The following is a 15,089-nucleotide window of genomic DNA, read 5'->3' on the forward strand; positions in this document are numbered from 1 at the left end:
GTCCCGAAAATTAATAGTTGAGTTACCAGATTAGATAACCCCCTTTTTTACAGGGGGTTGAGGATGCAGGATGGATGTATAATTTAATCTTCTCGCTCAGCATCCGTATCAAAAATTCTATCAAGTTCCTCGTTTGATGTAATGCCACGAACTTTATTTCTAACAGCTACTTTTGCCATATCAAGTCTATAGAAATGTTCACGACCGTCTAATCCTTTCTTTTGCCGGATAAGTTGAATTCTTCCAAATTTATCCCAATGTTTCTCTGCGAATTTTGCTAGGCCAACTGCCTTGGGATAATTGTCCTTACGGCTGGGGTCGTGTGGTTCTAGAATATCAAAAATGTAACCTTGTGCATCAGCTCTCACTACCACTAAATCAGGAAACATAGAAGTGATAACACCGCCGACCTCATATGGGATTTCAAGTGACCACTTTTTACGATCAAGATTACGTAACCAGCAAACGGCACCGTTTTTTAGTTCTTCTTCAATAACTCCCTTTTCCCATGGGTTTAGTGATGCTTGGAATGTTCCATCCTCAGAACAATAGAGGTGTCGATCAATTTTTATACTGTTATCTGAAACTGAAAAATCGATTGAATCTGGCAATACCCAAGGAATAGCTATTGGTTGAGCGGAAGCATTTATTAATCTTTCATAGATGTTTTTTCGAGCCTCATTTAATCTTGCAATAGAGCGTTTATTATTCTCATATAGACTAATAAATTTCTCTTCTGCAAAGGCGTTTATTCGCTCCATAGCAGCAGTATCACTTGTAAGCACAATGACTTCAATCTTTACTTCAATATGGTCTCGGGTACTGTGGCGAATCCAATACTCCTTATGTAAGCCTTCTCCCAATATCCTTCCAGCTTGTTCAAAATGTCGAGAAATGTCAAATTCGGTAACAGTCATGGTTTGTGTAGCTTCATCAAATGAATAAGCATTTTCTCCATAGTCAAATGTTAGCGTATTAAGAGCAAATCCAGTGATTGAAGCAACTCGACCATCAAAGTCACCACTTTCTTTTATGCGAGCAATTTCTTCGTCCATTTTTGATAAAACTGCATTTTTAACGGCTTTTTGTGCTTCCAAATCAATACCATCCATTGTTAATGCTCTAGAAAGCTGTATTAATAACTTAAGCGGTGCTTGCTTGCGGGATGAATCCAGGCGGTATGTAATGAGCTTATCCATTGAATCAAACACATCAGAATAAGCGAGGTTGCGCCCGAGTGTTATAAGCTCTTTATTTGTACCAGTTTCAGTGGGCATAACCGATTCACTATCATGTAGAGCATTAACAACATTTTTTACTGTATCTTTATCAAAGTATGGAAGAAACAGACTTACATTATTAAGTTCAGCATCGGAGGCAATTCTTCTTGCCAAAGGAGTGCGAATCATACGCCCCAAAAGCTGTGCTATGTAGGTATAGTCCTGCGCGCTACGAAATGACATCATTGTTTCAGCACGAGGACAGTCCCAACCTGTGGAAAGGTTCATTTTGAAGAACACAACCTTCACATTTTCTTCGTCTTCGATTCTAGAAGCTTCAATTTGATGAATTTCAACGTCACGCACTTTGATCGTACCATAATCATTAAAGGTATGTACCACTTCACCGGGCAATAACTTGCGTACCATTGCCTCTTCCAGCAAATCGATACAAATCCCTAAATCGGTACGGGTTATTTCTCGTTCATTACCATCTTCGACTTGGACGACAAGGATAGGGTTTACCATTTTCTCATTTTCACGTTCACAGTAAGCTTTCCAGTGAGCACATTTATTAAGCCAATTTTCGACTGCACCTTTGAACATTGTCATATCAGCACCAAGTTGGATATCTGGGTAATGAATAATGATTCTGTCCTTTAAAAGCCCCGATTCACGTACTTGTTCAGGTGGAACAATAACTTTTTGTACTGTCGAAGTAGTCCCAGCAATTAAGTTATCAAATCTCTGGGGTGTTGCGGTCACGCCGATAACTAAAGGCATAATACAAAGTCCGTCTTCTTCGCTACCTTTGATGAATTTTTGCATGATGGATTGTGCTTTATTTTCTGCTTGAGCAGATGTATAAGTCCCTCTATGTGCTTCATCAATGACCACATAGAACTGTTTGGGAATGCGTTTAGCTGTATTTGTGAGTGTTTCCCAAATTGTATATTGCCTTGTATCGGACTTAGTTGTTAATAACTTGTCAGAACCGAGTTTTTGTGTGTTAATAAAATAAATACGTCCACCCTCCAAATACTCGGCATCAAAGTTTGAATCTACAGTTACTAAGTCCCGTACACGAATTTTGTCTGATTTGCTTTCAATTTTTAATCGCGTTTGCTCGTTAAGTTCCGGCGAATCGGAAAGCCAAACAAACACTGAATTCGGATCGCCGATATTATCTGAACCTCCATATAGGATTTCTTCAAAAAGTGCAGTCATAATTATAGTTTTTCCAGAACCCGTAGGTGCGGAAAACGATATTACCTGAGGGTCTTTTTCGCTCCACATTAAATGAGCTTTATTAATTTTCTCATGCAATTCTGCAAGAGCCGTTTCCTGAAATGGAAATAAAGTAACTCTCATTTATGAATCCCTCCTACTTCCCAACACAAAGTTATCAATGTAATCGCGGTATAGTTGGTATGTATTTTTTATTTTTATGCCATCAGTCATTTCGCGGAAAGCTTCCTCCGAGTTTGTTACAAAATATACCACTTTAATATTATTTACTTCTGAAATCTTTTTTGCAAACTCGGCATATTTTGTTTCATCAACCAGAACTGCAAAGCCGTTTTGAGGAAGAATTAACATATCTGGTTCTTCATCGCTGTTTATTTCTGGCCTCCGGCCGATAGCACCGGATTTTAGCCAAAGCAATGGTAATATTTCGCGGAATTGTTGACCTAGTGATACGCTGTTTTTATCTAAAAAACCTAGTTTAAAATACTCAACATTTGCAGGAAAACCATCGCTCATGGGACGTTTAACTTGCAATGTTACATTCATTGGACCGAGCAAGTTTGATACCTGTGCTTTAATTTCCTTGAAAGTGGCAGCAGATTTTACCACTATATAAAAGTCTGTGATGTGGTCTTGATCTTCTAAAGCTTCCAGCCATTCATTAACAGCATTTACATCAAACAAGATCGTCGCCGAATGTTTATCCGAAACAATGAATTTACTATCTGCTTTGACTAATGATTGTGGTAATTGCGACTTTCCATCCTTACCGCGTAGCAAAGAAACAAGCTGCTTTTTTGCATTAGTTGTTAGTTCCGTAGGATTATCAATAAAGCCCAGCTGATAGAATGAACGCTCTACCTCTTTTGATACTGTTTGGTTTGTGTAATACTCTCCTGATAGGATAGTGCCATCATCACGTTTTCCAAGGATACTATATTTTATCCTAGGCCAAGTAACCGAGCGACATATACCATGTTTTTCCCATTCTGGGTCGCCAGGTTGATATCCTTGTTCGCGTAAAGCTTTTGATTCTGCGTCTGATACTTCGTTATTTGTTACTAAAATACAACGACGGTTACCATTATCCTCTACGTTTAGTAAATTTACCGCATGGAGCGTTGTTCCACTACCAGCAAAAAAGTCGACAATTAAAGCATTTTTCTTTCCTGATACAGCGAATAACAATGCATCATGGACAGCATAGAGTGATTTTGGGTAAGAAAAACCGCCACCAATTATGGTTTTAAGCATATCTGTACCATGGGCTTCTGCATTATATAAAGGATCAGTCCAAACCGTTTTTGGAGGTTCGCTTTCTCTACGTAAAATAATTTCTATTCGATTTCCTCTTTTTTCAATAAACATTCTATCTTTTACTGATTCTACGGTATCACGTCCATATCGCCATTTCTTTTCAATGCCATTCTTATCAATTGGCCAAACATAAATTGTACCATCTGCATTATATTCTACTTGAGCTGTAGGGTGTAACTCTTCATCGAGTAAATCACCAAAACCGATGATGTTATAGTTAGAGTCTAGAATTACTGGATAAAAACATGTTGCACCTTCGTAGCGACCTGAAGTGCTTCCCCAACGTCTTAAATTATATACATCTCCACCAGTATGTTGCTTGCGAAAAATAGTACTTTCTGATGAATATGAAAATATTGCATATTCATGAGTCACAGAAAATTTTTTGCCCTGAGTTCCGCCGGGATTATGCTGAATGGTTATGCAGGTATGAGTTAGGTTTGGAAAAATTTCGTGAAGGAGAATCCATAGATGAGCATATTCATTGTCATCTATTGTAGTAATCAAAACACCATCATCAGCAAGTATTCTTTTTGCTATCTTTAAACGTTTCTGCATCATGGATAGCCATTTACTATGACGCCAATTATCAGTGGAATCAACATAATCATTATTATATTTCCAATCCCGAGCACCGGTATTGTATGGTGGATCTATATAAATGCAGTCTACTTTCTTTGGATATAAATATTCTAATAACTGGAGAGCGTGGTAATTATCTGCTTCAATAATAGTGTGCCATAAATTACTGTCACGTGCATTCTCTACAGCAGCAATTGGCTGAAGCATGGGGAAAATAGGTTCTCCAAATTGAGCAACTGAAACCAACTCCGAAACTGGGATATTTCTAGTATCACCTGTTGTTTTGTTGCGGCAAAGGGCAATATCCTCTTCTATTTTTAACACCGTATACAAATCGTTAATATGACCTGTTTTGAGTGCAACCGTCGAGCCACGTTTTACAGGAACATCATAAAGAGGAGTACATTCAGGAATGTGCTCTTCAAATACAAGACCAAATTTTTTATTTTTTGATAAGCGGGCAAATTCCTGTTCTAATCGATCACGCAAAGAAGTGTCAGGAATTTGACGCAGTAAATCATTTATTGCAGCCATAGTTTTTTTCCTCCTATGTTTAATAATCATTAGATTCGTATTTACTCCACGAACGACCAAATAGTTCATTACCATCTGATAATCGCAAGATTGCTGTTTCTTCTAAAATCTTGTGCGCTTTCTCAGTTGTAGAATCAGCTTTATCAAACGCAATGAAAACCTGGCGATTACTGGATTGATAACGTTCCAATATATGTTCTAAGTGTATATCCTCAATACGTTTAAGGATATTGGAGTCGTGGATAAGTGCAGGGATTGGACGTAGTTCAAGTATAGTTAAATCGTATATAACTAGGCTCTTGAAAGCGGTTCCCTCACTTGTGTTTCCGGGTGTTTCAAATATAATTTCCTTTTGAGGAGTTATCTGCAAAAGTGGGGCGATTTCCTGCTGTTCAGTTACTACGTCGTTAATTATTTTCATTCGTAGGTTAATGTTATCTTGTATTTCATGTATTATTTCGGTTTGTTGCAGCAGCAGATCTTTTAATTTCCTCTCCGCTTCAATGCGAGCTTCTTGAAGCTCTTTCTGACGAATTAAATCCGCCGTTTCTTCTTCAAGTCTATCAATTGTTTTAGACACATTAACACACTGTGATAGTATTCTCTCTGACATTTCCTTAGCTAAGCCAGTTTCTTTAATTTTTCTATTAAGGCGATTTATTTCTTTATCATATTGATCAATTATTTGCTGCAAACGCTCAATTTCCTGATTCATCTCTTCGCCTAAAATTTCTCTAATTTTCTCATGAAAATATTCAATCTTTTCAAATGCTGCTATATTAGCATTTGGGAAAAAGTGTAACAATGAATCAAATTCACTTGCGATTTCGGCCTTGCTATCAGCTATATTGCTCGTAATAGCATTAAGCTGCGATTGCAAGCGATTACGTTTGCGAATAAAACTATTCAATTCTTTTTGAATTGCAGTTATTTGTTCGAATGTATGTGTATTAAACCCAAAAACTGCTAATTGCGCTTCTTCGTTGTTTTTCATTAATTTTTGAAGCCTTTTCTTTAAAGACTCGATCATTTTTTGATTGGTTTCGATTTTTTCTATATCCACTCTCTGATGTTGGCGATATTTGAGCTGCGAAAATTTAATCCCAAGTTCTTCTTCCATGCTCTTAATCGCAGATAGAATTTCATAATGCCCAAAAAGTTTTAATAAAAAATCGACTGCCTTTTCATCTTGTTCACGAGGTTTTACAAGTAATGGATACTTTTCTAGCGTATTTTCGCGCCCATAAATGCGGAAAAAACGCTCAGTTATATCTGAAAAAGTAAGAGAGGGGATACCAACTTTATATTCTTGAAATAGAAAGCTACGAAATTCATCAAGTGTCAATTTTGTAATAAAATGTCCGTCCTTATCACTTCGATATACATTTTTAGTATCTTCAGTACTTCTATAAAAATAGTACGGTTGTCCTTCAAACTCGTAAGTGAAATGGATGGTATGTGGGCCTATTTCCTTTTTTATATCATCCGACATGGAGTAGTATCTGTCACCGCCGAATGCATAATCTATAACCCACAGAAATGTTGATTTTCCTATTGCATTAGTACCGCTGGAACTGCCCAAAACCGTGTTTAATCCTTCATTAAGTTTTATCACTTGATGATTTGGAGCAAATTTATCGCATCGTATCTCTTTCAACATAGCGCAGTACCCTCTTTTCCTCAATTAGTTTAATTCTGCCTAATGCAAACAAGCAGTCTAAAGCACTTAGAAAATCAGCCATGTTTTTTTGGCGTGGCATGGTTCGTTCAAATAATTCTTTTGGGGACATATCTTGCTGTGACAATGCTTCTAAAATACCTGGAAAAAGCGCAATAATACTGTTTGAATATGATGTTACTTTATTTGGTAATCTCATCGAACACCTCACACCTTTGCACGAAGTAGGAGATTATTATCTCACAAGCCTCTCTGTATTTACGACCGGTCTTTTCAAATAATGTCTCAACAAGGAGGTTGTAAATAGCACTTTGTGAAATCTGTGATTCACTAGCATCTTCATACATCCGTTTAATACTTTTAGCAAATCTATCCACATTTAATTTATTTTCTCCGGCTAACCGATCTAATGTATCATTTACTCCTTCATAAAACCGTCTAACATCAAAAAGCACTCTTTCTTTCAGGCGTTTTTCAGTAATTTTATTTTCAACCTTAATAGGTTCCATTTTGAGTTGTGTATCGGCTGTAACATCCATTAGATCAACTTCTCGAAGTACTTGTTCAATTTGCTTTTCTATTTCATGTCTTGATGTAGCATCTCTTGCCTTAACAAGTATTTCTAAGTCATGCTTGTCGGATAATAAAGCCAATTTATCTTCTTCAGATAAATTTCGAATTTCGCGTTCACAGTCAACACATAGAATAATATCGTCAGTTTCTGAAAGGCGAACGATCTTAGCGTAGTTAATATCGTTGCCTTCTTTTTTTATACCAAGAATTCTACCGCACTTTTGGCATCTGCCGCCCGTTTCAGCTAGTAGCACCAAAGCTCGAGCATCGATCGCAACTTCATTAGCGGCTTCCATAGAAAAATTATTGTAAGTTGTAATAAATTTAATGCTTTTCTTTTGAGTTTCAAATGATTGTATGTACTCATCGGTTATCTCTCTTACACTATTTTCACAATTCCTGTTTTCGACATTAAGTACTGTATAAAGAAATATTCCGGCAAGAAAGTCTTCCAGAACAAATGAATTACAGCTAACAATATCCTCCTTTGTCATGTTATTTACTTTCTCAACAATTGTTTCAGGTTCGATTGTGTCATCAGAAGCAATGATGTCCTTCAATGCAAGAACTATTAGGCTATTTTTATTACTATCCAACATGGGGAGGACTTTCTCCTTAAAGAAAACCGAAATATCACGAGCATCTACATCCGGAGCAGCATCGGTTACAACAGGTGAAAGATTTTTTTTACCTAATATCAAATCTGAAACGGTGCCATCATCGCTGCGAATATCATAAGTAGGCGCAATAGAAAGCAGCATGGTACCGCACAATTGCTTTTGTGTTACTCTTTTTGCCATGCAAATCTTTAAAATTGTTGCAAAAGTGCCAAAACATAGCTTCTTCATGTATTGCGCCCTCCTGTTATTTTGTTTTATTGGTTGGAATATCGTCGTCAACATAGTCGACAATATCGCCTATGTTGACATCAAGAGCTTTACAGATTCTTCCTAACACATCCATGCTTACCGGCAAATCTTTACTCAACTTCGCTATTGTTGTCGATGTTAAATTCGTCATCGCCATCAGATCTTTTTTCATCATCTTTTTATCAATTAATAGTTTCCAAAGTTTATTATAACTAAATGCCATTTTAATCGCCTCCAAGCACTATTGGATGGTATTCCCAACAGGTTATTTATTATTATAGCAATTAACTATACAAATTACAATTAGTTATTTATATATACAAACTTCGGCTTTGCAAACGCTTATGTTAGTTTTGTTCCAAAAATAAATGGAGACTTGCGGAGTTTCAGCGGAGTAACAGCGGAGTCATAGCCGAGGACTTCAGGTGCTCGAATTAATAAAATTTAGATAGACGGCGGAACAAAGCTGTAATTTAAGAAAAAGGAGGGTAACTCATGGAAGATATTCGCGATTTCAATGGTCGCTTAGTCTGTAAAGCTGACGCAGCCACAGGTCTTGTAGAAGTTGCATATAAACGATGTAAAACCAGTACACAGATACCTATCGGAGGAACATTGAAGATTGAACGTGATGGGGTTGTCACAATAATCAAACGAATAAATGATGCTGCTTTTCATGTAGAAAGCTATGTCTGCGCAGCATAAGACGTTAATCAACTAAATAGAAAATCCGCGGAGCTGCATGACGGCCAGGATTAATTCTCATACCAGAGAATTATCCCGGCCGTCATTTTTTGTTCTACGGATTTTCGGCTCCTGCGGATTTCAAAAATCTGAAATTCAAGGAGCTGAGAAAAATGAAAATCAAATATCACTTCAACACTGAAACCATTGAAATTGAAGTATCTGAAGAGTGGGGAGAAATTCTGGTCGAACTTGACCGTCAGGAATACAACATTAACCATAAAGAGACTCGCCGACATACATCACTTGATGCAATGAAATATGAGGGAGAGATTTTCGCAAGCAATACCGACATTGCCGCAGAGTACATAAGAACTCAAGAAAATGAGACATTGCTAAAAGCCATCGATAGTCTTCTCCCACAGCAAAAAGAACTGGTACGAAGGGTGTACTTCAATAATGAATCCCTTGCTTCAATAGCACGAGAAGAAGGGGTCAGTAAGATGGCTATTACAAACCGCATGAAAAAGATCCATGAAAAACTAAAAAAAATTTTGAGTTAGGGGGTTTACTTTTACTGTTTTCGTGGCCTAACAGTGAGGGCCAAAACATCAGTCCTAAGAAAGATGAGGTGAAAAGAGCATATGAAACACAAACTCAAAATCAATATCTCGGATAATGACAGAGATTTAGGTATTGTGAAATGTCGCAATGTCACTCTACGAGAAAGGTTTTTGCAATATCTGCTGGGGAGAAAACAGAGAGTAACGATTATTGTTCCTGGTAACAGTGTAAAGTCTGTCGATATCCGCGAAGTTTCGGAGGTAGATGATCTTGATGCATTCTAAACGCGAAGAAATTATTCCAATGCCCATAAAGGGCAGACCATATAAGCATCAGATTCGTGCTTTCAATTTCATCTGCAGTCTATTTGGGCTTTTGAAGGGTGGTGGTGTTTCTGCCATTTCCGGATGGGGTGCAGCGCTCCTGATGGAAATGGGCTGACCAGCACCGGGAAAACTCTTGTCTCAATTGCAATTATAGGAGCATTGCTTGCCGCAGGAAGAATAAAACGTGTGCTGATTGTTGCACCGCTTTCCATTCTTGGAGTGTGGGAGGACGAATTTAAACGGTTCGCAGATTTCCCATATCAGCTTATAGTCCTTAATGGCACGATTCAGAAGAAAATCCAACAACTAAGATTTTTAACTGGCGAAGGTGTCCATGTAGTGGTAGTCAACTACGAATCTGCATGGAGAATGGAAAAGGAACTGGCAAATTGGCATCCTGACATTATCATCGCCGATGAAGGACATAAAATTAAAACTCATAATACAGCGGTTTCAAAGGCAATGCACAGGTTGGGCTTGCTTGCCCGGTATCGGCTCCTACTGACAGGAACGGTTATAACCAACAAAGCCATAGATGTATTCAGCCAGTATAAATTTCTCGATCCACGCATCTTTGGCAACAGCTTTTATGCATTCCGAAACCGGTATTTCAACATGGTCGGCTATGGCAACCATACACCAGTGCTGAAAAAATCAATGGAACAGGATTTGATGAAAAGGATCCACAGCATTGCATTCCGGGCGACCAAAGCGGAGTGCCTGGATTTGCCGGAAACCACCGATATTATTCGCCATATTGAGCTTGAGCCTGTCACTTTAAAGAAATATAAAGAGCTTGTCAAACAAAGCTATACTGAGCTGTCAGCAGGAGAAGTAACAGCTACAAACATACTGACACGCTTGCTTCGTCTTTCGCAATTAACCGGCGGCTTCATCGGAAGCGATGACGGTGGGAAAATCGAGCAAGTCAGTGATGCCAAGTTGAAAGCTCTTGAAGATATCCTTGAAAGCAGTATTCAAGAAGGACATAAGCTGGTTGTTATAGCAAGGTTTATCCCTGAAATTCATGCCATATGCAGGTTGCTGGAGAAGAAGAACATCGGTTATGCGTGTATTTATGGGGCAACAAAGGATCGCCAAGGGCAAGTAAACCGGTTTCAATGTGATCCCGACTGCATGGTGTTCGTAGGCCAGATTGCAACTGCTGGACTCGGTATTACACTAACCGCTGCAAGCACAATGGTATTTTACTCACTTGATTATTCCATGTCGAATTTCGAACAGACAAAAGCCCGCATCCATAGAGTTGGACAAAAGAACGGTTGCACATATATCTACCTTATCGCCAAGGGTACTGTAGACTCAAAAATCCTGACTGCTCTGCGCAATAAGGCAGATCTTGCAAAAATGCTGATAGACGACTACCGCAAAGGAGCAAATCCTTTTGCCCCAGAGGGAGGTGAAAGCTGTGAGCAATAATGCGATGTTTGAACTTGCTGACCGTCTTAAGGAGCTTCGCGATGCAAAAAAGGCCGCGGAAGAGGAACTAAAAAGCATTAATGCAGAGATTGACGATGTTGAATACCGCCTGTCTGAGCTGATGATCAGCAGTGAGACGCAAAACTTCACAAGAGCAGGAACAATGTTCTGCCTTTCAACGACAACAAGAGCCAGTGCTGCCGCAGGCATGAAGGAGGAACTGTTTGACGCACTACGCAGTAAAGGCTTTGGAGAACTCATCTATGAAACAGTCAATGCAAATTCCCTGTCAGCATTTGTTAAAGAACAGATTGCGGAGAATGGGGACGAGCTTCCGGACTGGCTGAAAGGCCTTGTGAATGTCTTCGAAAAGACAACAGTAACTGTGCGGAAAGCAGCAAGGTAAATAGCTTCAGAAAGCAATGCTCCAATATCAATGTTCAAGGAATAACTGTTCGAAGAACAATGCTTCAAAGAACAATGATATAGATTACATTTCAAATTCATATTTACGGAGGTATAAAAGCATGAAAAACAATGAACTCGTAACTATTAACGAAAATACAGGTTTTCTTCAGCTCGCTGATTTCAATCTTGACGAGGCAATGGCATCAGAACTTGACGGTCTTGACATGACTTTTGAACGCATAAAAATCCCGTCCGCAGGCAGCACAGTATTCGAAGTACCCGGGGAAAATCCCGGAGAACCTGATACTGTCAAGGAATTCTCAGCGGTAATTCTTTATCATCATCCACTTTATGCATACTACAAGGACAAGTATACCGGAGGCAGTAACCCACCGGATTGCGGAAGCTTTGATGGTATAACCGGCGAAGGAGACCCCGGAGGAAGCTGTGCCAAATGCCCATATAATCAGTTCGGTTCGGGGGAAAACGGCAGCAAAGCTTGCAAGAACCGCCGCAGGATATATGTACTGCGTGAAGGGGAGATTTTCCCGTTGATACTCTCATTGCCAACAGGATCGTTGAAAGAGTTTTCCCGCTACATCAAAAGGCTGCTTTCTAAAGGTAAAAAATCGAACAGCGTAGTTACCCGCTTTTCATTGAAAAAGGCGACCAATTCAAGCGGTATCACCTATTCACAGGCTCAGTTTGCTGTAGATCGGGATCTGACCGCTGACGAATATGCGTTGATATCCAAGCTCTCCGAGCAGGTCAAAGCATTCAGTACCCGAGTCGGCCATGACACTGAACCTGCCGGTGAAGAGGTAATAAATGTAGACCCTGAATCAGGTGAAATTACTGAGCCGCTTAAGTGATCAAAGGCCCTATCGGAGAGTAACTTCCATCTCCGATAGGGCGGAAAGGAGAACCGCATGGGATACAAATGTGTTTATATGCTGCCTGAAATAAAAGAGTATCTGAAAAACACTGGTTTATTTGCTTTCGATTTTGAAACCTCGCCTTGCGATAAATGGAGGAACGATAAAAGTGCAGCTCTGGATGCTCATAAAGCAGATATTACAGGGATCAGTTTTTCAGTATCAGAAGGGACTGCTATATATGTTCCACTTAAACATCGTAGCGGGCGAAATGCAGAGAACCAGGCGGTAATATGGGATTATCTGAAATTACTATTCGAATCAAAAGATGTAATAAAAGTTGCTCATAATCTGGCTTTTGAGTCTATGTTCCTTTACGCAAGAGGTATCGTCCTTCAAAAGCCTTGCTATGACACGATTGCAGCATCACAGCTTACATTAAAAAGCAAGTGGGAGTTCAGAAGTCTTGCTGACAGCGGACTTAAAACGCTTGCGCCTGCACTCTGCAAAGCAGAAATGACAGAATTCTCAACGGTTACTGAAGGTCGGTTTTTCGATGAATTGAACCCTCAGGATGAGAAGACTGTCCGCTACGCTTGTGCTGACAGTGATTATACTCTTCGCCTATACCATGTTTTCAATCAGTGGTTTGATAGATTTTTACCCAAACACAGAACTATTGTGGAAGAGGTAGAATCGCCTACATCAGTATATGTCGGGATAATGAAGTATAACGGCATATTGGTGGATAAGTCAGCCATGCTGAAGAAACAAGCGGAAGCCACAGAAAAGATTGTCAGTATCAGAAAAGAGATTGCCGGAATTATCGGCAATGTAGAGATTGGGGCAAATGCTTCAACTTCAGCATTTAAAAAATATCTTTTTGTGGATCTCGGTCTTCCGGTAATGAAAACGACCGCAAAACATCAGGAAGCTGCCGATGATGAAACCATGATCCTATTAAAAGAATGGTGTGAATCCAACAGGCCTGAACTTGCTCGCTTATTTGAACTGGTGCAGGAATACCGCAAGTGGGGAAAACTCAAATCCACCTATATAGACGGGTATCTTCGATTTATTGATGAGGATACCGGCAGGATTCATCCGGACCTTATGCCACTGGGGACAGAGACAGGCAGATTTGCGTCAAGAAACCCGAATATGCAGAATTGTCCGCAGAAAGACAATGACCCAATAGGCGTACGGAAATTTATCATTGCACCGGAAGGAAAGGCTATTTTATCCCTTGACTTCTCGCAGATAGAACTGCGCGTCGGAGCGTTTTATTGCAGGGACAAACGTATGCTGGAAACCTATCGTACTGGCGGTGATATCCATGCTCAGACCACTTCTGTTATTTACCGCATTCCTTTTGAAGAGGCAGCAGACAAAAATGCTCCACATTATAAAGAGCGCAGGACCATTGCAAAGAACTGCAATTTCGGTGTGTTCTATGGCCTGTTTCCTACTGGCTTACAGAGGACACTTAAATTTAAAGCAGGGCTGAACCCAACTTTGTCCGAATGTGAGACCATCATTCAAAACTTGAAATCCGGATACCCCGGTCTTGCCAAATGGCAGGATGAGGTAAAAAAGCGGGCTGCTGTAAGCTGCTATTCAGAAACATGGCTGGGCAGGCGAAGATACCTGCTGGGAATTCGGTCATCAGATTGGGGCAAGAAGTCCTTTGCCGAGCGGTGCGCATTAAATACACCTATTCAAGGTACAGCGGCAGATATTCTAAAGCTTGCCTGTGGGCGCATCATCAGTGGACTTCCCGAAAGGCTTTGGCTGAAACCTATACTGCAGATACATGACGAGCTGGTTTTTGAATTACCGGAAGACAAGGTGGACGAAGCAGTTGCTTTTATAAAAGAGTGTATGGAAACACAACCCTTCCCTGAATTTGATGTACCTATTGTGGCAGAGGCTTCGGTAGGGAGAAATTTTGGAGAAATGAAAGAAATGGAGGATTGATGTTATGAATAACTTACAGGTTTTTAAGAATACAGAATTTGGAGAACTTAAAGTACTCGTTATTGATGGAAAGGAATACTTCCCTGCGGCAGATTGCGCGAGGATGCTTGGATACTTAGATCCCTACGATGCAATTAAGAGACATACAAAGGGGTCGGTGAAACACCGAGTCCTTACAAGTGGCGGTGAGCAGGATATAAAATTTATTCCGGAAGGAGATCTTTTCCGATTAATTGTTAAATCAAAACTTCCTGCTGCTGAACGCTTTGAAAGATGGGTCTTTGATGAAGTGCTGCCCACGATCAGAAAATATGGAGTTTATGCTACAGATAAAGTTATCGAAGAGATGATTTCTAATCCGGAGTATGGTATCAGGATTTTCTCTGAACTGAAGGCAGAACGCGACAGACGGAAATCTTTAGAAATAGAAAATGCAAAGAATAAACAGATTATCAGCGAGCTAAAGCCCAAGGCGAGCTATTATGATCTCATATTGCAAAATAAAAGCCTTGTGCCGATCAGCAAGATTGCCAAGGATTACGGAATGTCTGGCCGCGCTTTCAATAAGCTGCTTCATGAGCTTGGAGTACAGTACAAAATGGGAAACTGCTGGCTTTTATATCAGGAGTACGCCGATCAAGGATACACGCAGTCCAAGACTCATGCTATTGATGCAGAAAGAAGCGTAATGCACACATATTGGACACAAAAAGGAAGGCTATTTATCTATGACCTTCTTAAAAACAAGAAAGGTATATTGCCTGTAATCGAACGTGAACAAAAAAGCGCATAGG

Annotated in this window: 13 protein-coding genes; 7 read left to right on the top strand and 6 right to left on the bottom strand. The window is 39.7% G+C overall.

Features of this window, described 5'->3' with window-relative positions:
- Positions 1–83: 83 nt before the first annotated feature.
- The 6 genes from EDD71_RS00845 to EDD71_RS00870 are packed head-to-tail and all read right to left on the bottom strand — an operon-like array spanning position 84 to position 8,244.
- Complete coding sequence (locus EDD71_RS00845; RefSeq protein WP_065820987.1) at positions 84–2,591, bottom strand: DEAD/DEAH box helicase; 2,508 nt, start codon at positions 2,589–2,591, stop codon at positions 84–86.
- Positions 2,592–4,901, bottom strand: coding sequence for a site-specific DNA-methyltransferase (locus EDD71_RS00850; RefSeq protein ID WP_065820986.1), 2,310 nt, complete (start codon positions 4,899–4,901; stop codon positions 2,592–2,594).
- 19 nt (positions 4,902–4,920) lie between these two features.
- Positions 4,921–6,561 (bottom strand): DUF2326 domain-containing protein, encoded by a 1,641-nt coding sequence (locus EDD71_RS00855; RefSeq protein WP_133626856.1) that lies wholly within the window; start codon positions 6,559–6,561, stop codon positions 4,921–4,923.
- A complete protein-coding gene (locus tag EDD71_RS00860) occupies positions 6,536–6,778 on the bottom strand; it encodes an ABC-three component system middle component 7 (protein ID WP_065820984.1) in 243 nt (80 codons plus the stop codon). Before EDD71_RS00860 ends, EDD71_RS00855 begins: the two co-directional genes overlap by 26 nt.
- Entirely contained in the window at positions 6,762–8,000 is a 1,239-nt protein-coding gene (locus EDD71_RS00865; RefSeq protein ID WP_028306831.1) for an ABC-three component system protein, read from the bottom strand. The genes EDD71_RS00860 and EDD71_RS00865 overlap by 17 nt, the downstream gene beginning before the upstream one ends.
- Before the next feature lie 16 nt (positions 8,001–8,016).
- A complete protein-coding gene (locus EDD71_RS00870) occupies positions 8,017–8,244 on the bottom strand; it encodes a helix-turn-helix domain-containing protein (protein ID WP_028306832.1) in 228 nt (75 codons plus the stop codon).
- A 272-nt stretch (positions 8,245–8,516) separates the two neighbouring features.
- On the opposite strand from EDD71_RS00870, the gene EDD71_RS00875 reads away from it, so the two are divergent.
- The 7 genes from EDD71_RS00875 (at position 8,517) to EDD71_RS00910 (ending at position 15,088) form a co-directional block, all read left to right on the top strand.
- Positions 8,517–8,726, top strand: a complete 210-nt coding sequence (locus EDD71_RS00875; RefSeq protein ID WP_065820983.1) for a hypothetical protein — start codon at positions 8,517–8,519, stop codon at positions 8,724–8,726.
- Between the two features lie 152 nt (positions 8,727–8,878).
- Positions 8,879–9,268, top strand: coding sequence for an RNA polymerase sigma factor (locus tag EDD71_RS00880; RefSeq protein ID WP_028306834.1), 390 nt, complete (start codon positions 8,879–8,881; stop codon positions 9,266–9,268).
- Positions 9,269–9,676: 408 nt separating this feature from the next.
- Positions 9,677–11,035, top strand: coding sequence for a DEAD/DEAH box helicase (locus tag EDD71_RS00890; RefSeq protein ID WP_133626857.1), 1,359 nt, complete (start codon positions 9,677–9,679; stop codon positions 11,033–11,035).
- Positions 11,025–11,441, top strand: coding sequence for a gp33 family protein (locus tag EDD71_RS00895; protein WP_200773642.1), 417 nt, complete (start codon positions 11,025–11,027; stop codon positions 11,439–11,441). Before EDD71_RS00890 ends, EDD71_RS00895 begins: the two co-directional genes overlap by 11 nt.
- Positions 11,442–11,562: 121 nt before the next feature.
- Positions 11,563–12,315, top strand: a complete 753-nt coding sequence (locus tag EDD71_RS00900; RefSeq protein ID WP_011838170.1) for a hypothetical protein — start codon at positions 11,563–11,565, stop codon at positions 12,313–12,315.
- A gap of 57 nt (positions 12,316–12,372) precedes the next feature.
- Complete coding sequence (locus tag EDD71_RS00905; protein ID WP_093751276.1) at positions 12,373–14,295, top strand: bifunctional 3'-5' exonuclease/DNA polymerase; 1,923 nt, start codon at positions 12,373–12,375, stop codon at positions 14,293–14,295.
- Positions 14,296–14,299: 4 nt separating this feature from the next.
- Entirely contained in the window at positions 14,300–15,088 is a 789-nt protein-coding gene (locus tag EDD71_RS00910; protein ID WP_093751275.1) for a phage antirepressor, read from the top strand.
- Position 15,089: the final 1 nt, after the last annotated feature.

This window comes from Fonticella tunisiensis (genome assembly GCF_004364155.1).
In the GTDB taxonomy this organism is placed as follows: Bacteria; Bacillota; Clostridia; order Clostridiales; family Caloramatoraceae; genus Fonticella; species Fonticella tunisiensis.

Coding starts and splice junctions, on each gene's coding strand:
- EDD71_RS00865 (WP_028306831.1), bottom strand. CDS start 8,000: ATGAAGAAGCTATGTTTTGGCACTTTTGCAACAATTTTAAAGATTTGC.
- EDD71_RS00890 (WP_133626857.1), top strand. CDS start 9,677: ATGGGGTGCAGCGCTCCTGATGGAAATGGGCTGACCAGCACCGGGAAA.
- EDD71_RS00855 (WP_133626856.1), bottom strand. CDS start 6,561: ATGTTGAAAGAGATACGATGCGATAAATTTGCTCCAAATCATCAAGTG.
- EDD71_RS00850 (WP_065820986.1), bottom strand. CDS start 4,901: ATGGCTGCAATAAATGATTTACTGCGTCAAATTCCTGACACTTCTTTG.
- EDD71_RS00845 (WP_065820987.1), bottom strand. CDS start 2,591: ATGAGAGTTACTTTATTTCCATTTCAGGAAACGGCTCTTGCAGAATTG.
- EDD71_RS00910 (WP_093751275.1), top strand. CDS start 14,300: ATGAATAACTTACAGGTTTTTAAGAATACAGAATTTGGAGAACTTAAA.
- EDD71_RS00870 (WP_028306832.1), bottom strand. CDS start 8,244: ATGGCATTTAGTTATAATAAACTTTGGAAACTATTAATTGATAAAAAG.
- EDD71_RS00905 (WP_093751276.1), top strand. CDS start 12,373: ATGGGATACAAATGTGTTTATATGCTGCCTGAAATAAAAGAGTATCTG.
- EDD71_RS00880 (WP_028306834.1), top strand. CDS start 8,879: ATGAAAATCAAATATCACTTCAACACTGAAACCATTGAAATTGAAGTA.
- EDD71_RS00900 (WP_011838170.1), top strand. CDS start 11,563: ATGAAAAACAATGAACTCGTAACTATTAACGAAAATACAGGTTTTCTT.
- EDD71_RS00860 (WP_065820984.1), bottom strand. CDS start 6,778: ATGAGATTACCAAATAAAGTAACATCATATTCAAACAGTATTATTGCG.
- EDD71_RS00875 (WP_065820983.1), top strand. CDS start 8,517: ATGGAAGATATTCGCGATTTCAATGGTCGCTTAGTCTGTAAAGCTGAC.